At 68.4% G+C, this 16,078-nt stretch carries 16 protein-coding genes and 1 riboswitch; of the genes, 11 read left to right on the top strand and 5 right to left on the bottom strand.

Annotated elements, in window-relative coordinates; genetic code table 11:
* Positions 1-109 precede the first annotated feature (109 nt).
* Positions 110-571: a metallophosphoesterase family protein gene (locus tag VGU03_RS02870; RefSeq protein WP_327478460.1), complete on the bottom strand. Its 462-nt coding sequence runs from the start codon at positions 569-571 to the stop codon at positions 110-112.
* Between the two features lie 287 nt (positions 572-858).
* On the opposite strand from VGU03_RS02870, the gene VGU03_RS02865 reads away from it, so the two are divergent.
* Entirely contained in the window at positions 859-1,014 is a 156-nt protein-coding gene (locus VGU03_RS02865) for a hypothetical protein (protein WP_327478458.1), read from the top strand.
* 187 nt (positions 1,015-1,201) lie between these two features.
* On the opposite strand, the gene chaB is transcribed toward VGU03_RS02865, so the two are convergent.
* The 4 genes from chaB to VGU03_RS02845 all read right to left on the bottom strand — a co-directional run bounded on the left by chaB (position 1,202) and on the right by VGU03_RS02845 (position 5,812).
* Positions 1,202-1,429 (bottom strand): putative cation transport regulator ChaB, encoded by a 228-nt coding sequence (gene chaB / locus VGU03_RS02860; RefSeq protein WP_327478455.1) that lies wholly within the window; start codon positions 1,427-1,429, stop codon positions 1,202-1,204.
* An 82-nt stretch (positions 1,430-1,511) separates the two neighbouring features.
* Complete coding sequence (locus VGU03_RS02855; protein WP_327478453.1) at positions 1,512-2,126, bottom strand: DNA-3-methyladenine glycosylase; 615 nt, start codon at positions 2,124-2,126, stop codon at positions 1,512-1,514.
* A gap of 50 nt (positions 2,127-2,176) precedes the next feature.
* Positions 2,177-4,444 (bottom strand): DUF5916 domain-containing protein, encoded by a 2,268-nt coding sequence (locus tag VGU03_RS02850; RefSeq protein WP_327478451.1) that lies wholly within the window; start codon positions 4,442-4,444, stop codon positions 2,177-2,179.
* A 111-nt stretch (positions 4,445-4,555) separates the two neighbouring features.
* A complete protein-coding gene (locus VGU03_RS02845) occupies positions 4,556-5,812 on the bottom strand; it encodes a multidrug effflux MFS transporter (RefSeq protein ID WP_327478449.1) in 1,257 nt (418 codons plus the stop codon).
* 234 nt (positions 5,813-6,046) lie between these two features.
* Positions 6,047-6,139: riboswitch (Fluoride riboswitch) on the top strand.
* Positions 6,140-6,212: 73 nt separating this feature from the next.
* On the opposite strand from VGU03_RS02845, the gene crcB reads away from it, so the two are divergent.
* The 10 genes from crcB to VGU03_RS02795 all read left to right on the top strand — a co-directional run bounded on the left by crcB (position 6,213) and on the right by VGU03_RS02795 (position 15,973).
* Positions 6,213-6,599, top strand: a complete 387-nt coding sequence (gene crcB / locus VGU03_RS02840; protein ID WP_327475772.1) for a fluoride efflux transporter CrcB — start codon at positions 6,213-6,215, stop codon at positions 6,597-6,599.
* Positions 6,600-6,614: 15 nt separating this feature from the next.
* Positions 6,615-6,950 carry a DUF190 domain-containing protein gene (locus tag VGU03_RS02835; RefSeq protein WP_327478447.1) on the top strand — a complete coding sequence of 112 codons (336 nt, stop codon included), beginning with the start codon at positions 6,615-6,617 and terminating at the stop codon, positions 6,948-6,950.
* 35 nt (positions 6,951-6,985) lie between these two features.
* Complete coding sequence (gene cfa / locus VGU03_RS02830) at positions 6,986-8,119, top strand: cyclopropane fatty acyl phospholipid synthase (protein ID WP_327478445.1); 1,134 nt, start codon at positions 6,986-6,988, stop codon at positions 8,117-8,119.
* A gap of 70 nt (positions 8,120-8,189) precedes the next feature.
* Entirely contained in the window at positions 8,190-9,062 is an 873-nt protein-coding gene (locus tag VGU03_RS02825; RefSeq protein ID WP_327478443.1) for a TraB/GumN family protein, read from the top strand.
* A 152-nt stretch (positions 9,063-9,214) separates the two neighbouring features.
* Positions 9,215-11,452: a DNA topoisomerase IV subunit A gene (gene parC, locus VGU03_RS02820; protein ID WP_327478441.1), complete on the top strand. Its 2,238-nt coding sequence runs from the start codon at positions 9,215-9,217 to the stop codon at positions 11,450-11,452.
* A gap of 229 nt (positions 11,453-11,681) precedes the next feature.
* Positions 11,682-12,095: a hypothetical protein gene (locus tag VGU03_RS02815; RefSeq protein WP_327478440.1), complete on the top strand. Its 414-nt coding sequence runs from the start codon at positions 11,682-11,684 to the stop codon at positions 12,093-12,095.
* A gap of 80 nt (positions 12,096-12,175) precedes the next feature.
* Positions 12,176-12,463, top strand: coding sequence for a biotin--protein ligase (locus tag VGU03_RS02810; RefSeq protein ID WP_327478438.1), 288 nt, complete (start codon positions 12,176-12,178; stop codon positions 12,461-12,463).
* Positions 12,460-13,236, top strand: coding sequence for a lipoate--protein ligase family protein (locus VGU03_RS02805; protein ID WP_327478436.1), 777 nt, complete (start codon positions 12,460-12,462; stop codon positions 13,234-13,236). The genes VGU03_RS02810 and VGU03_RS02805 overlap by 4 nt, the downstream gene beginning before the upstream one ends.
* A gap of 224 nt (positions 13,237-13,460) precedes the next feature.
* The gene (locus VGU03_RS02800) at positions 13,461-14,486 is read left to right on the top strand and encodes a glycosyltransferase family 2 protein (RefSeq protein ID WP_327478434.1); all 1,026 of its coding nucleotides are present in this window, start codon (positions 13,461-13,463) and stop codon (positions 14,484-14,486) included.
* Positions 14,483-15,973 carry a lipopolysaccharide biosynthesis protein gene (locus tag VGU03_RS02795; RefSeq protein ID WP_327478432.1) on the top strand — a complete coding sequence of 497 codons (1,491 nt, stop codon included), beginning with the start codon at positions 14,483-14,485 and terminating at the stop codon, positions 15,971-15,973. Before VGU03_RS02800 ends, VGU03_RS02795 begins: the two co-directional genes overlap by 4 nt.
* The last annotated feature ends 105 nt before the right edge of the window (positions 15,974-16,078 follow it).

The following is a 16,078-nucleotide window of genomic DNA, read 5'->3' as shown; positions in this document are numbered from 1 at the left end:
TGGCCGGAACCTGCAGCATCCTCCCGGGAGCCTCGCCCATGGCTGCATCGCAAGGGTTGGGGTTGCTGCCGGCCAGACGAGCCGCGCCGGCCTGTGGGCCGTCGATCGTTCAGCCGTCCAGCTCGACTACCCGCGGCATCACCTCGCGCCCGTCGATCAGCAGTTCGCCCACGCTGATCGGCAGCTTGAAGCGCCGCCGCCCGGCGCTGCCGGGGTTGACGTAGAGCACGCCTTCGCGTTCCTCCACCAGCGGGCGGTGCGAGTGCCCGGACACCACCACGTTCACGCCGAGCGCGGACGGCGATACCGCCAGTTGCTTGAGGTCGTGCAGCACGTACAGCCGAACCGGGCCGACCTCCAGCTGGGTGGTCTGCGGCAATGCGGCGATTTCCGCCTCGCTGTCGTTGTTGCCGCGCACGGCGGTGACCGGGGCCAGCGCGGCCAGCGCATCCAGCAGTGCGCCGCCGCCGATGTCGCCGGCATGGATGATGCGCTCGCAGCCGCGCAGGAATTCGACGGCCGCCGGGCGCAGCAGGCCATGGGTATCGGAGATCAGGCCGATGCGACGCATGGCGCGGGAACCTCGTGATGGGCGAAGGGCAAGCAGGCTAGCGCAGGCGGCGCGACCGATTCGTCACGGCGACCCGTCATGCGCGTATGCACGGCTCGCGACGCTACCCGGATCGCCGCGACCGCTGTCCGCCACGCTGTCCGTGTGCGGGCGTCCGCGGACAGCCGCGCGGCGCGGCGGTCTTTCGCAGAATCGCGCCGTAGCGCCATTTACGAGGGATCAAACCTTTGGCACGGCTTGTGCCATCCCATCCGCGAAAGACCTTCCATCCATCGCGGAGCACCACCATGAAATTCGAAACCCTGATGCTGCACAGCCTGTTCGCCGCCTGCCTGCTGCTGTGCGTGGGCGTGATGAGCGCCATGCTGGTCCTGCCCTCGCCCACTTCGCTTGCGGCCTCCAACGCGAAGGCCACGGCGGTGGTGGCCGATGCGGCCGGCTGAGCCGCCGGCGATGCACCGAAGTCAGGTCGTGATCACCCGGCCCTCGTTGGCCGTGGTCCGATCCGCCGGTGCATCGCCGACTCGCGGCTGGTACACGGCCGCATCGCCCAGGCCACACTGCGGCTGACCCGGATGACCGGCGGACCGAGCCACATCGCACGCACGCGCCCCGCGCCATGCCAGTCGCCTACTTGGGGTGCCACTTGTCGTCCTGGCCCTTCTCGTACTCATTCTTCACTGCCGACCAGGCGACCTTGAACGACACCTCTTCGCGCGACTCGCTGCCACGGCGCTTGTCCGGATCGGCGTATTCGTCCCAGGCGCTGTTGAACGCCTCCTTGAAGATCTCCTGCGCGTGGCTCGGCAGGTTGTCGCGCACCGATTCGGGCAGGTCGTGGGTGGATTTGTAGGGCATGGCGAGGCCTCCGGGTGGATCGGCCGCACCGTCTGCTCCGGCGCATCAAGACGATGTCAAGCGGCGATGGACGCGCGCGCGGCTATCTAGACACGTGCCGGTCGCCCATCACGTACCAGCGCCAGGGCTCCGCAGCGGCGCGGGTAATGCCGATGCGGGGAGAGACCCCGGGCTCGGCCGGCGGCGGCGTGCCGTCGTCCACCAGGGTGAAGCCGGCGGCGCCCTCGACCAGGTCGATGCCGTCCTGCGCGCCGGCGATGCCCATCGCCTGGCAGAGCCGCGCCGGACCCCGGCACAGGTCGCGATCGTGCCGGCAGGAGGGCCTCGCCGCGCGCATGGCCGGCAATCCGGTCAGCGGTGCCAGCGCCCGCAGCAGCACCGCCACGCCCTCGCCTTGCTCGCCGCACACCGGGTTGCAGCACCAGTGCATGCCGTAGGTGAAGTACACGTACAACAAACCCGGCGGACCGAACATGGTCGCGTTGCGCGCCGTGCGCCCGCGCCAGGAATGCGCGGCCGGGTCGATCGCCCCTGCATAGGCCTCGGTTTCCACGATGCGACCGCTGCGCCCGTCGACGCCTAGCAGCACCTTGTTGAGCAGCGCCGGCGCCACCACGCGCGGATCGCGCCGGTAGAAGTCGCGCGGCAGCACGGCGGCCGGGCGGCCCAGCAACGAGGCGATGAAGTCGGGAGTCATCCGCGCAGCATGCCGCGCACCGCGTCAACGGGTCGATGCCCTGCGCCGGCCTACAGCTCGAAGCGATAGGCCAGCTTGACCAGCAACTGCTCGCTGTCGCGCAAGGCGAAGCTGCGGCCGAACTGGCTGCCGGCCTCGTCGAAGCGCGGATCGAGCGCGTAGCCGCCGCGCCCGTACACCACGTACAGGTCCGACAGCGGCGCCAATTCGTAGCGATAGCGGATCTGGAAACCGAGCTGGCGCACGCTGAAGTCGGCCACCGGGTCGGCCACCGCCACCGCGCGCATGTCGCCGTTGACGCGGTAGGCCTGCAGCAGCCGTGCATCCAGCCCCAGCGCCTGCAGCCGCACGCGCAGTTCCTGGCGGTTGCCGATGTTCCAGTTGAGGCCCGCGTCCAGCAGGATCGAGTGGCCATCGAAGCTGCCGACCAAGTTGTCGTGCTGCCAGATCAGCCAGTCGGGGCTGAACTGGTAGTCGATGCCGGTGAACACGCTGAAGGCGTCGTTGATGAAGTAGGTGGGCTGGAGGATGGTCTCGTAACCGATGCGATGCAGGCCCACGCGGTCGCTGCCCTTCAGCGTCACTTCCGACTTCCACGACCAGTCGCCCTTGCGCGGGCTCTTGCGCTCCCAGTCCAGCAGCGCGGTGGGCGGCGTGTGCAGCGCGCCGTGGCCGCGGGTGAGCAGGTCGTCGTGGGCAGCCGCGTCGACCCTGAGCTGCCAGTCCGATTCGCCGCCGTCGCGCAACTGGCTTTGCAGGACCGTGCGGAACTGCCGCTGCAGCGGCAGGCCGTGGTCGTTGTCCATGGCGATGATGCGCCAGCGCCACAGGTGCGAGGCGTAGGCCGAATCGGCAGGCAGATCGGCGTAGCGCCGGCGCACTTCCCAGTGCGCGTAGTTGAGGCTGTTGCGCGGCAGGTAGCCGAAGTCGTTAAGGTCGAGCCGGTCGTCGAAATGCATCGCCAGCCACTGCTGGCTCCAGCGCTCGTTCATCTCGTACTCGACCACCGAGGTGGCGCCCATGCCGCGCACGGTGCGCCCCTGCTGGTCGATCGCGCTGCCGACCACGTTGCTGGTGACGGAGAGCTGCGCGTTGGGCTGCCAGCGGTGGTCGATGCCCAGCACGTCGGCGTCGCGGCCCAGCCAAGGGCGCTCCACGCGGGTGGCGAGCATGCCCAGCGTCTGCGTGCCGAAGTCGTGGATCAGCCGCAGCGCGGAAAAGCTACGCCCGGCATCGCCGCTTTCCTGCGCCGCCAGCACGCCATAACGGGTGGCGCCCACGCTACCGTTGAGCTTCACCGCGCCGGTCACATCGCCGGCGCCGTTGCCGTCGTCCGCCGGCCCGCCCACGCGGCGGGTGTAGATCAGCTGGCTGTTGTCGATCAGCATGCCGAAATCGAAGATGCCCTGGTTCTCGGTGAAGAAAGGCCGCTTGTCGGTGAAGAAGGTTTCCTCGGCGCCGAAGTTCACCACCAGGTCGTCGCTCTCCACCTGGCCGAAGTCGGGGTTGATGGTGGCGGTGAGCTGGGTCTGTCCGTTGGGCTTCCAGAAGATGTCGGCGCCGCCCTTGAAATTGTTGTCGCGGTGCACCTGGTCGCGCACGGCCACCATGTAGGGCGTCACCGCGAACAGCGGCTGCGTGTAGGCCGGCAGGGTCACCGGCCTGAAATCGGAAACGAAGCGCGGCTTGTTGAAGCTCGCCACCGGCCAGGCGTCGCGCTCGCCGGTGGAACCGATCACGCGGTCCAGGTACAGGCCGATGGTGCGCTGGCCGCCGACGGCGCTGCGCATCGGCGCGATGTACCAGGGGATCAGTATCTCCACGCTCCAGCCCTGCGCGTCCTCGCTGACGGCGTGCTTCCAGTTGCCGTCCCAGTCGGTGTTGAACTGGTTCTGCTGGGTCACCACCGCATCGTTGATGTCGTTGGAGAGGGTGACCATGAAGTTGTAGGCGGTGCGCCCGTCGCCGTCGAAATCGACCATCAGGTTCACGCGGTCGACCTGCGCCTGCTCGTCGCGGCGGATGCGCTGGTGCGTGCGCGGCACGCCCGGCGGCTGGATGCAGCGGAAGGCGATCGCCAGGCCCTCGGGCGTGGACAGCACCCACGCCTCGGTCGGCAGGCTGCCCGGCTCGCCGTTGAGCGGCTGGGTCTTGCGGAAATCGGTGATGTGCATGGCGCCCTGCCACTCCACCGGATCGATGTGGCCGTCCACCTCGACCGCCATGGCCGGCAGGGCCAGCAGGGCGACTGCGGCGGCCAGCGCGCGCGCGGCGAGAAGGCCACGGGGCCGGGACGGTCGGGGGGCGAAAGGGCGCATCGGAGACTTGGGCAACCGGGGACGAGGCGCAGCATAGACAGCCGGCGCTGCCCGGCCGACTGGCGAAAGTCACGCGAGGGCGCGTGTCCGCGGACAGCGCGGGCCGCGCGCTCAGCGCGGTTCGGCGATCTGCGCCTGCAGCTCGATGTCGCGCGGCTGGGGCTCGCGCCGGCGGCGGCTCATGCCCAGGTAGATCGCCCAGGTCAGCGCGCCGACCACCGTCACCACGCTGGCGCCCCACGCCAGATGCAGCATGTCCACCGACAGCAGCGGCGAGAACACGCCCGCCACCACGCTGCACAACAGCAGGCTGGCGAAGGCCTGCACCGAGGAGACGCCGCCGCGCTGGTGCGGGAAGCGGTCCAGCAGCAGCAGGGTCAGCGTGGGGAACGCCAGCTGCACGCCCACGCCGTGCAGCACCAGCGGCAGCATCGACCAGGGCAGCCGCGGCGAGGGCAAGGCCAACGCGAGCGCCAGATGCCCCACGCAGGCCAGCAGCATCACCCCATAGCCCAGGTTCACCGTGAAGCCCACGCCGCGCCGGCCGGCCAGCCGGCCGGAAATCCAGGCGCCGCCGACCAGCCCCGCCACCACCGGAATGAATAGCCACGGGAAGCCCTGCGCCGACAGTCCCAGCAAGCCGCGCACCACGCGCGGTGCCGAGGCGATGTAAAGGAACAGGCCGGAGAAGTTGACCGTCACCGATACCAGCAGCGGCCAGAACGGCCCGTCGCGGCCGAATGACGCGTAGCTGGCCAGCAGCGGCTTGAGCGCGAAGCGGGTACGCCGCTGCGGCGGATGGGTCTCCTCCAGCAGCAACACCAGCAGCAGCGCCAGCAGCGAGGTGAACCCCACCAGCACCCAGAAGATGCCGTGCCAGCCGTCCAGCCCGAGCAGTTGCGCGCCGACCATCGGCGCGATCACCGGCGCCACCGAAAAGATCATCATCACCCGCGACATCAGCCGCTGCGCCGCCTCGCCCTCCAGGCTGTCGCGGATCACCGCGCGCCCCACCACCAGTCCCGCGCCCGCGCAGGCGCCCTGCACCCCGCGGCAGAGGAGCAGCATGCCGAAGGACACCGACAGGGCCGCGCCCACCGAGGCCAGCGCATAGCCCAGCATGCCCGCCACGATCACCGGCTTGCGCCCGATCGCGTCGGAAATGGCGCCGTGGAACAGGCTCATCGCCGCGTAGGTGATCAGGTAGACGCTGAGCAGCTGCTGCAGCGCCACCGGCGCCACCCCGAACGCGGCCCCGATCAGCGGAAACGCGGGGAACACCGCGTCGATCGAGAACGGGCCGATCATCGACAGGCCCGCCAGCAGCCACGGGAGACTGCGCCGGATGGGAGGATGGGTGGTGGTCATGGGAGGGCGCCGGGAAGCGGTAGCGAGTATGCCACGCGCGTCGGCGCTGATCCGGCGTGCACGGCGGCTTCTCGCAGGGTTGCCCCATGCCTGTCGGCGCCTTCCCCACGCTCGCGGGGGAAGGGTTCGGTGGCCGGCGAGACGGCGGGTGATCCTCCACCCTTCCATGGGGAAGCTGCCCGCAGGGCTGATGGGAGCGCCCTTTGCCGCCCGCCTTCCCCATCCGCTAGCATCCTGCGCCGGGGAGATGGCATGCCTCCCGTTCCGCCGGAACGAACCGCCCACGCAGCACTTCAAGGATGCGGGGCTGATGATGCCTGCACACCGGATCGTCTCCGGGTGCGGGCGCGTGCCCGCAGCGCGGACGTCCGAACGACTCGGGTCTTTGAGGAGCGCTCTCGTGGGCTACACCGGATTTCTCGCGATCGGTTTCGGCGGCGCGCTCGGCTGCTGGCTGCGCTGGCTGCTGGGCAACCTGCTCAACCATGTCTTTCCCACGCTGCCGCCCGGCACGCTCGCGGCCAACCTGATCGGCGGCCTGCTGATGGGCTGCGCGATGGGCGTGTGGGACCACTTCCAGACGCTGCCGCCGGAGCTGCGCCTGTTCGTGTTCACCGGCTTCCTGGGCGGCTTGACCACCTTCTCCACTTTCTCGGCCGAATCCTCCACCCTGCTGCTGCGCCAGCAATACCTCTGGTTCGGCGGCCACCTGCTGATGCACCTGGCCGGCTCGGTCGGCCTGACCCTGCTCGGCATCGCGCTCACCCGCGGCCTGCTGCGCCATTGACCCAGGGAGTCCGGCATGAGCGAGACCACGATCGAGGGCGTGCAGTTGTGCTTCTACGCCCACCTGCGCGCGCGCCACGACGGCAGGCTGCTGTCCGAGTGGCTGCTGGAGCAGGCCCGGCGCCTGGGCATCGGCGGCGGCTCGGTGTTCCGCGCCACTGCCGGCTTCGGCCGCCACGGCGTGCTGCACGAGGAGGCGTTCTTCGAGCTGGCCGACGACTTGCCGGTGAAGGTGGAGTTCCTGCTGCGGCCGGAGCAGGCCGAGGCTTTCGTGGCCGCCGTGCGTGCCAAAGGTGTCGACGTGGTCTATGCAACCTCGGCCATACGCTTTGGAGTTCTGGGCGCGAAGTGAAGCGCGCCGCATCCGACAGGAGCGCTGGAATGCCGATGCGTCAGCAGTCCCTGCAACGCCGTGCCATCGACCTGCTCGCCCTGGCCGGCGTGCGCGCCGGCGAAGCGCCGCCCTGCGACCTGTGCGTCCACGACGAGCGCCTCTACGCGCGCGTCTTCGCGCACGGCTCGCTCGGCCTGGGCGAGGCCTACATGGACGGCTGGTGGGATAGCGACGACCTGCCGGGCCTGTTCACCCGCCTGCTGCGTGCGCAGATCGACGAGGAGCTCAAGACCCTCGACACGCTGATCGCCCACCTCAAGGCCCGCTTCATCAACCTGCAGCGCGGCGAGCACGCCTTCGAGATCGGCAAGGCGCACTACGATCTGGGCAACGACCTGTTCCAGGCCATGCTCGGCGAGCGGCTGGTGTACTCGTGCGGCTACTGGGCGCAGGCGAACAACCTCGATGACGCGCAGGTCGCCAAGCTCGACTTGGTCTGCCGCAAGCTGCGATTGAAGCCCGGCCAGCGCGTGCTCGACATCGGCTGCGGCTGGGGCGAGGCGCTCAAGTACGCGGCGCAGACCTACGGCGTCGAGGGCGTGGGCATCACCGTCTCGCAGGAACAGGCCGACTACGCGCGCACGCTCTGCGCCGGCCTGCCCATCGAGATCCGCCTGCAGGATTACCACCAGCTCGACGAACCGTTCGACGCGATCATGTCGATCGGCATGTTCGAACACGTCGGCGCGCTCAACTATCGCAGCTATTTCGAGGTGGCGCGCCGCTGCCTGCGCGAGGATGGCCCCGATGGCGGAGGGCTCTTCGTGCTCCATTGCATCGGCAACAACGGCGCGCCCTCGCGGCCGGACCCGTGGATCGAGAAATACATCTTTCCCAACTCGATGATCCCGGCCATGAGCCAGGTCGCGGCGGCGCTGGAAGGCCTGTTCGTGGTCGAGGACTGGCACAACTTCGGCGCCGACTACGATCGCACCCTCACCGCGTGGCAGGCCAACGTCGACGCCGCCTGGCCGGCTCTCTCGCACCGCTACGACGAGCGCTTCCGGCGCATGTGGCACTACTACCTTTCGGTGTCCGCCGCCGTGTTCCGCAGCCGGCGCGACCAGCTCTGGCAACTGACGCTGAGCCCGCGCGGCGTGCCCGGCGGTTACCGCGTGCCGCGCTGAGGCAGGCCCCCGTCGCATCCTTGCGGGCATGCAGGCAAGATCGGCGCCACCGCCGACTCCGGATGCGCCGATGAAGCTCCGCCTGATCCGCCGCCTCGCCTGCCTGGGCGTGCTCCTGGCCATCGCGCTCCCCGCGCGGGCGCACCCGGGCCTGTGGGTGGTCAAGGACGCCGACACCACGATCTACCTGTTCGGCACCGTGCATCTGCTGCCGCACGACACCGACTGGCATTTCCCGGCGCTCGACCAGGCCCTGGCCGGGAGCCAGAAGATGTATGTGGAGATCGTCGACGACGACCAGGCCAACATGGCCGCGCTGGTGCTGCGTTACGGCATGGACATGGCCCATCCGCTCTCCGGCCTGCTGACGCCGTTCGACCGCGGCCGCCTGGAGCGCGCCGCGCGGCTGGCCAAGGTGCCCGGCGGCATGGCCTCGCTGGAGGTGATGCGCCCGTGGCTCGCGGCGCTCACGCTGACCCTCGCCCCGCTCACCCAGGCCGGGCTCGACCCGGCCCAGGGCGTGGATCGCCAGCTGCGCGCGGCCATGGAAAAGGCCGGCAAGCCGGTCAGCGGGCTGGAGACGGCCGAGCAGCAGATCCGCTTCCTCGCCGACATGCCCCAATCCATGCAGCTCGCCCTGCTGCGCTCCACCCTGCGCGACACCGACCGCGCCAGCGTGGAGCTCAAGGCCTTGATCGATGCCTGGAAGGCCGGCGACGACGCGGCCATCGCGCGCCTGGAAAACGACCTCATGAAGCGCGAGGACCCGCAGCTCTACCAGCGCCTGCTGGTCGAACGCAACGAGGCCTGGGCCCGGCAGATCGCCGGGATGCTCAAGCAGCCTGGCACCGTGTTCATCGCCGTGGGCGCCGCCCACCTGGCCGGGCCGGACAGCCTGCAGGCCCAGCTGAGGAAGCAGGGCGAGACCGTCGAACGACAATAGCTTCGGGCCCGGGAATCCGGGAATGGCGCGTTCGCGCGGAGCCGTAGCCATCGACAGGCAAAGCCGGAGCGCTGCCACGCATCGGGCCACGCTGTCCCCTCTGCGGCCGATCTGGCACCATCGGCCGGTTACCCGTGCCAGAAACCCCCTGCATGAACCTGCAAGCCAATTTCGAACAGATCCCGCTCAAGGAATACGCCGAGCGGGCCTACCTCGACTACTCGATGTACGTGGTGCTGGACCGCGCGCTGCCCTTCGTCGGCGACGGCCTCAAGCCCGTGCAGCGGCGCATCATCTACGCGATGAGCGAGCTGGGCCTGGCGGCGACGGCCAAGCCCAAGAAGTCCGCGCGCACCATCGGCGACGTGATCGGCAAGTTCCATCCGCACGGCGACACCTCGTGCTACGAGGCGATGGTGCTGATGGCGCAGCCGTTCTCGTACCGCTATCCGCTGGTCGACGGCCAGGGCAACTTCGGCTCGCCGGACGACCCGAAGAGCTTCGCGGCGATGCGCTACACCGAATCGAAGCTGAGCCCGATCGCCGAGGCGCTGCTGGGCGAGCTGGCGCACGGCACGGTCGATTGGGTGCCCAACTTCGACGGCACGCTGGAGGAGCCCTCGTGGCTGCCCGCGCGCGTGCCGCACGTGCTGCTCAACGGCTCGATGGGCATCGCCGTGGGCATGGCCACCGACATCCCCCCGCACAACCTGCGCGAGGTGGTGGCCGCCTGCATCGAGCTGCTCGACAACCCGGGCGCGACCGTCGCCGACCTGGCCCAGCACATCCCCGCGCCGGACTACCCCACCGCGGCGGAGATCATCACCCCGCGCAGGGAACTGCTGTCGATCTACCAGACCGGCACCGGCTCGCTGCGCGCCCGCGCGGTGTACCAGGTGGAGGACGGCAACATCGTCATCACCGCGTTGCCGCACCAGGTCAGCCCATCGAAGATCCTCGAGCAGATCGCCGCGCAGATGCGCGCCAAGAAACTGCCGATGGTGGAAGACCTGCGCGACGAGTCCGACCACGAGAACCCGATCCGGCTGGTGGTGGTACCGCGCTCCAACCGCGTGGATGCGGCCGAGGTGATGCAGCACCTGTTCGCCACCACCGATCTGGAGAAGAGCTACCGCGTCAACCTGAACATGATCGGCCTGGACGGCCGCCCGCAGGTCAAGGACCTCAAGAAGATCCTCACCGAGTGGCTCAGCTTCCGCACCGACACGGTCACCCGCCGCCTCACCCATCGCCTGGGCAAGGTCGAGCGTCGCTTGCACTTGCTCGAAGGCCTGCACATCGCCTATCTCAACCTGGACGAGGTGATCCGCATCGTGCGCTCGGAAGACGAGCCCAAGCCGGTGCTGATGAAGCGCTTCAAGCTCTCCGACGAACAGGCCGACTACATCCTCGAGACCAAGCTGCGCCAGCTGGCGCGGCTGGAGGAGATGAAGATCGAGGCCGAGCGCAATCAGTTGGAGGAGGAGCGCGCGCGCATCAACGTGCTGCTCAAATCCCCGACCAAGCTCAAGGGCCTGATCAAGGAAGAGCTGCGCGCCGATGCGGCCAAATACGGCGACGCGCGCCGTTCGCCGCTGGTCGAGCGCGAAGTGGCGCAGGCGCTGGACGAGAGCGCGCTGGTGGCCAGCGAGCCGGTCACCGTGGTGCTGAGCCAGAAGGGCTGGGTACGCGCGGCCAAGGGCCACGACGTGGACGCCGAGGGCCTCAACTACCGCGAGGGCGACGGCCTGCTGGCGGCGGTGAAGGCGCGCACCACGCAGCAGATCGCGGTGATCGATTCCACCGGGCGCAGCTACTCCACGCCGGCGCACACGCTACCTTCGGCGCGCGGCAACGGCGAACCGCTGACCGGCCGCTTCAGCCCGCCGTCGGGCGCGAGCTTCGATGCGCTGGCCGCTGGCGACAACGACACGCGACTGATCCTCGCCACCGACCACGGCTATGGCTTCGTGACCCGCTTCGAGGCGCTCACCGGCCGCAACAAGGCCGGCAAGCAGATCATCAGTCTCACCGAGGGCGCGAAGATCCTCGCTCCCCAGGTCAGCGCCGACCCGGCGCGCGACCGCATCGTGGCGGTCACCACCGAGGGCCATCTGCTGATGTTCTCGGTGGCCGAGCTGCCAGAGCTGGACAAGGGCAAGGGCAACAAGCTGATCGACGTCCCCAAAGCCAAGCTCGCGGCGGGCATCAAGGTGGTCGGCATCGCCGTGGTGGCCGAGGGCAAGGGCGAAGTGACGCTCTACGCCGGCCAGCGCAAGCTGACGCTGAAGTGGTCCAGCCTGGTCGAATACGGCGGCAATCGCGCCACGCGCGGCGGCCTGCTGCCGCAGGGCCTGCGCCGTGTCGAGCGCATCGAGACCACGGGCTGAGGTGGCGCATCGGGAGACGGGGCGCGCTCCGGCCTGCCCCGTAAACCGGAGAAAGGACCCATGCAGCCGCCGCGCTGAATCCTCCCCTTGCGATCGCGGGAGGAGGGCCGCCAGACGGAATGGGGCGCCTGCGAGGAACCCGAACTTTCGCGCCGAGACCCACTCCAATGCCGGTACACCTGAAAGGTGCTCCGCACGTTCACCCAGGCACCGCCCCCCGGAACCCGCCATGCGCCCCCGATTCCCGCTCGCCCTGCTCCTCGCTTCCCTGCTGACGGCTCCGGCCTGGTCGCAAGACGCCAGGGCGCCGCTCAACCTCAAGCTGCCGCCCAGCGACCTCCCCGCCACCGCAAGCACGGCACCCAGGCCGGCCAGCGCGCCCGGCGTCTACTACGGCGACCACAGCGGCCGCACCGCCGCCGACGACCAGGCGGAAGCCACTCCCGCCTGCGATGACGCTACCTTCAACAAGCCGCAGCTCCACGGCAGCGTGGGCATGGGCGTGATGAGCGGCCGCCACGTCGACGGTAGCTACCAGCAGGGCACGGTCAATCTCAGCAAGGCGTTCGGCAGCTGCGACCACCCCACCGGCGGCGTCAGCCTGTCGATTGGCACGGGCAGCGGGCATTTCCACGGTCACTGACCGCTGACGCGCACGGCGCCGCTGCGCTAGCCTTCGCTTTGGGCATCGGCAGAGGGACATCCGTGCACGGCGAGTACAAGATGCCCGGCGGCAAGCTGGTCGTGGTCGACCTGCGACTGTGCGAGGGCTGCCTCCGGGGCGTGCAGGTCAGCGGCGATTTCTTCCTGGAACCGGACGAGGCGCTGCACGCCATCGACGCCGCGCTCGAAGGCCAACCCGTCGATGCCGACGAGCAGGCGCTCGCCGCCGCGATCCGGACCCAGCTCGCGCCCGGCGTGATGATGTACGGGGTTTCGCCGGAGGCCATCGCGGTCGCGGTCCGCCGCGCCATCGATCCATACCTCACCCGCCAGGAAAGCGACGCATGACCCGCACGCTGTGGCACGACCACGACTGGCACCTGATCCACGCGGCGCCGCAATCGCCCGCGCTGCACATGGCGCTGGACGAGGTGCTCACCCACGAGGTCGGCGCCGGCCACCGCCCGCCCACGCTGCGCGTCTGGGAGTGGGCCGCGCCCGCGGTGGTGATCGGCCGCTTCCAGTCGCTGCGCAACGAGGTCGACGCCGAGGCGGCCCGCAGCCACGGCATCGAGGTGGTCAGGCGCGTTTCCGGTGGCGGAGCCATGTTCATCGAGCCGGGCAACACCATCACCTGGTCGATCTATGCGCCGCTTTCGCTGATCAAGGGCATGAGCTTCCAGGAAGCCTATGCCTGGATGGATGCCTGGACGCTCGAGGCCCTGGGCGAACTGGGCATCAAGGCCTGGTACCAGCCGCTCAACGACATCACCTCCGAGGGCGGCAAGATCGCCGGCGCGGCGCAGGCGCACCGTGGCGGCGCTGTGCTGCATCACGTGACCATGGCCTACGACATCGACGCGGCCAAGATGCTCCAGGTCCTGCGCATCGGCCGCGAGAAGCTTTCGGACAAGGGCACGCAAAGCGCGGCCAAGCGCGTCGATCCGCTGCGCAGCCAGACCGGCCTGTCACGCGCGGCGATCATCGATCACATGATCGCCACCTTCCGCCGCCTGCACGGCCTGGCCGAGGACACCCTGCGCCCCGCCGAGCTGGCCGAAGCGGCGGAGCTGGCACTAGGCAAGTTCAGCCGCGAGGAATGGACGGCCGACGTCGCCTGAGCGCCCGCACCAGGCGGATCATTTACGTCAAAGCCGGCCAAATTGACGCCATCGTCAATTGGATTTCACGCCAATGCGATTATCGATCTGCTTAATCGACTGAAACGCTTTGCAAAAAACTCGTTGATAAGGGGCAACTAAGCTTGCGGGCGCGAAACTGTATGCGTGCGCCAGAGCTCGCCGGCGCATTCACAAAACCTTGTCGCCGACCCGGAAAACGCCTAGTGGCCTACATTACCAACGCTGCGCCCGCGCTCGCCGGACGGGCCAGCATCATTATTTCCGTCTACAACGTCGCTCCCTACCTCGCCCAATGCCTGGAATCGGCCGCGAACCAGGATTACGTCGAGGTGGAAATCATTGCCGTGGATGATGGTTCCACGGACAGCAGCCGGGCCGTGCTCGGGGATTTTGCGGCCAGCCATCGCAATGTGACCGTCGTGAGCACGCCCAACCAGGGCCCGTCCGCGGCGCGGAACACCGGCCTGAGGCTGGCCAAGGGCGAATACGTGCTCTTTCTCGACGGCGACGACTATATCGAAAAAAACACCGTATCCCTTTGCGTCGAGAAAATGAAGGATCATGGTGTCGACATAGTTTTCTTCGCCGCCCGCTCGTTCTGCGATGGCATGACCACGCCACCGACCGGTGAATTCAATTACGAGAGGCTGCCGGAACTTACCGGAAAGCCGATGCTTGCGGAGCAGTTCTTCATCCTGTCGAGGAAATACCACAATTACCTGCCGTCGCCCTGCCTCTACGTTTACCGCAGGGACCGGTTCGCGGGAATAACGTTCTACCCGGGCATCCTGCACGAGGACAATCTGTTCACGACGCGGCTGCTGCTGGAGCGCAGGGATGCGAAGGTCTACTGCCTTCCCGATCGGCTTTTCAACCGACGCCTGCGGCCCGATTCCATCATGACCCAGAAGAAGCAGCCCAGGCATGTGGAGGGCTACATGGAAGTGGCGCTGGAGCTTTCCCGGCTGGACGTCGCGCGCGAGAAGAGCGAAACCGGAAAGTCGCTCAACCATTTCATCCAGAACATGATCCGCAGTGGCCTCGCGCAATGGTGGATCGCGTATCCGCCGATGCTGCCGCTGGCGCAGCGCAAGCGGCTGCTGCGGGTGCTCTCCCGCGTGAACCCCAGGTACATCAAGCCGGTGTGCATCCTGATCTGCCTGTTTCCCGAACTGCTGCTGGTCGGACATCGGCTCAAGGGCGCGCTGCGCCGCGAGGCATACGAATGAGTGCGGCCACGCTGTACGCGGCGATCGCCAAGAGCATGCTCGGCCGTGCCGGCGTCTATGCGGCCAGCCTGTTGTCGATGGTGGTGCTGGCGCGCATCTTCACGCCGCGGGATTTCGGCACGGTGGCCTCCATCGCGGTGTTCTCCACCTTCTTCCAGCTGATGACCGAGGCGGGACTGGGTCCGGCGATCATCAACCTCAAGACGCTCACGCCGCGGGACCGGAACGGACTGTTCGGATTGACCGTGCTTACCGGCGCCGTGCTGGCGATGGTGTTCGAGGCGGCCAGGCCGTTGTGGCAGGCGTTCTACGGCATGCCGCGGGTGGGCGAGGTGGTGCCGTACGTGTCCGCTTCGCTGCTGTTCTATTCGGCCGCGATCGTGCCCACCGCCTTCCTGCTGCGTGACCAGGCGTTCTACCGCATCGCCAACGCCGGCATCGTGTCGGAGCTGGTGTCCACCGGGCTGTCGCTGGTCCTGCTGCGGCTGGTCGATCCGCTGCACGCGTTGGCGGCGAAGAGCGCCTTCAGCGCTGCCACCAACTTCCTCATGACCTACCTGTTCTCGGGCCGGACGCAGTTCGGCCGGCCCCAGTGGGGAACCCGTTTTTCGGCGATCCGGCCCCTGCTCTCGTTCTCCGGCTATCAGTTCGGCTTCAACGTCCTCAACTACTTCTCGCGCAACCTGGACAACATCCTGGTGGGCCGCTACCTGGGCACGGCGTCATTGGGCGTGTACGACAAGGCCTATCGCCTGATGCGCTATCCGCTGGTGCTGATCACCTTCGCCATGACGCCGGCCATCCAGCCGGTGGTGCAGCAATACGCCCACGACAAGGCCAGGGTCGAGGCGATCCACCGCGAGTTCATCTGGAAGCTTTCCCTGCTCGGCGCTGCCGCCGGCCTGCTCATCTTCCTGCTCGCCGGAGAGATCGTGGCGTGGCTGCTGGGCCCGCAGTGGACTGCCGTGGTGCCGGTCGTGCGGATACTCGCCATCGCCATTCCGGTGCAGGTGGTGCTTTCCACCAGCGGCAGCTTCTTCCAGGCGCTGGACCGCACCGACCTGCTGTTCGCCGCCGGCGTAGCTTCGTCCGTGGTAATGGTCTCGGCGATCGTGTGGGGCGTGCTGCAGCGCGACCTGTCCAAGCTTTCCTGGGCGCTGGTGGTGGCGTTCCACATCAACTTTTTCCTGGCCTACTACATCATGTACTCGCGCATCTTCGGCAAGGGCCTGCGGGCCTTCCTGGCCAAGCTCGCGCCAGCCGCCGTGGTGGTGATGGGCATGGTGGCCTTCCACCATTCGTTCTCCGCCACGGCCGCATCCGCCGTCCCTCCGGCCGCCCCCGCGTTGGATAGCCGTGCACGGCGGGTGGCCGGAACGCCGCCGCGTCTCCCCCCCTGCCATGTGCTCCGCAACGGTGGTTCGCCGCAGGGTGATGGCGAATCGAGCCACGACGGCTCCAACCTGCACGACTGCATCGACGGTTGAGCCGCCGCCGCCGGCCGGGATCGGCATCCGAATCACTTTGTTCCGCGCGGCAGGCACCTTACCTTTCACGTCGGCACGACGCGTGTTCGCAGGAAATCCGGTTCC

The organism is Frateuria sp., assembly GCF_035944355.1.
Lineage (GTDB): Bacteria > Pseudomonadota > Gammaproteobacteria > Xanthomonadales > Rhodanobacteraceae > Frateuria_A.
Note: the sequence above shows the minus strand (reverse complement) of the source record. Positions and strands in the feature narration are given on the sequence as shown.

Coding starts and splice junctions, on each gene's coding strand:
- VGU03_RS02815 (WP_327478440.1), top strand. CDS start 11,682: ATGCGCCCCCGATTCCCGCTCGCCCTGCTCCTCGCTTCCCTGCTGACG.
- VGU03_RS02810 (WP_327478438.1), top strand. CDS start 12,176: ATGCCCGGCGGCAAGCTGGTCGTGGTCGACCTGCGACTGTGCGAGGGC.
- VGU03_RS02835 (WP_327478447.1), top strand. CDS start 6,615: ATGAGCGAGACCACGATCGAGGGCGTGCAGTTGTGCTTCTACGCCCAC.
- VGU03_RS02850 (WP_327478451.1), bottom strand. CDS start 4,444: ATGCGCCCTTTCGCCCCCCGACCGTCCCGGCCCCGTGGCCTTCTCGCC.
- VGU03_RS02855 (WP_327478453.1), bottom strand. CDS start 2,126: ATGACTCCCGACTTCATCGCCTCGTTGCTGGGCCGCCCGGCCGCCGTG.
- parC (WP_327478441.1), top strand. CDS start 9,215: ATGAACCTGCAAGCCAATTTCGAACAGATCCCGCTCAAGGAATACGCC.
- VGU03_RS02845 (WP_327478449.1), bottom strand. CDS start 5,812: ATGACCACCACCCATCCTCCCATCCGGCGCAGTCTCCCGTGGCTGCTG.
- VGU03_RS02825 (WP_327478443.1), top strand. CDS start 8,190: ATGAAGCTCCGCCTGATCCGCCGCCTCGCCTGCCTGGGCGTGCTCCTG.
- chaB (WP_327478455.1), bottom strand. CDS start 1,429: ATGCCCTACAAATCCACCCACGACCTGCCCGAATCGGTGCGCGACAAC.
- VGU03_RS02865 (WP_327478458.1), top strand. CDS start 859: ATGAAATTCGAAACCCTGATGCTGCACAGCCTGTTCGCCGCCTGCCTG.
- VGU03_RS02805 (WP_327478436.1), top strand. CDS start 12,460: ATGACCCGCACGCTGTGGCACGACCACGACTGGCACCTGATCCACGCG.
- cfa (WP_327478445.1), top strand. CDS start 6,986: ATGCGTCAGCAGTCCCTGCAACGCCGTGCCATCGACCTGCTCGCCCTG.
- VGU03_RS02795 (WP_327478432.1), top strand. CDS start 14,483: ATGAGTGCGGCCACGCTGTACGCGGCGATCGCCAAGAGCATGCTCGGC.
- VGU03_RS02870 (WP_327478460.1), bottom strand. CDS start 571: ATGCGTCGCATCGGCCTGATCTCCGATACCCATGGCCTGCTGCGCCCG.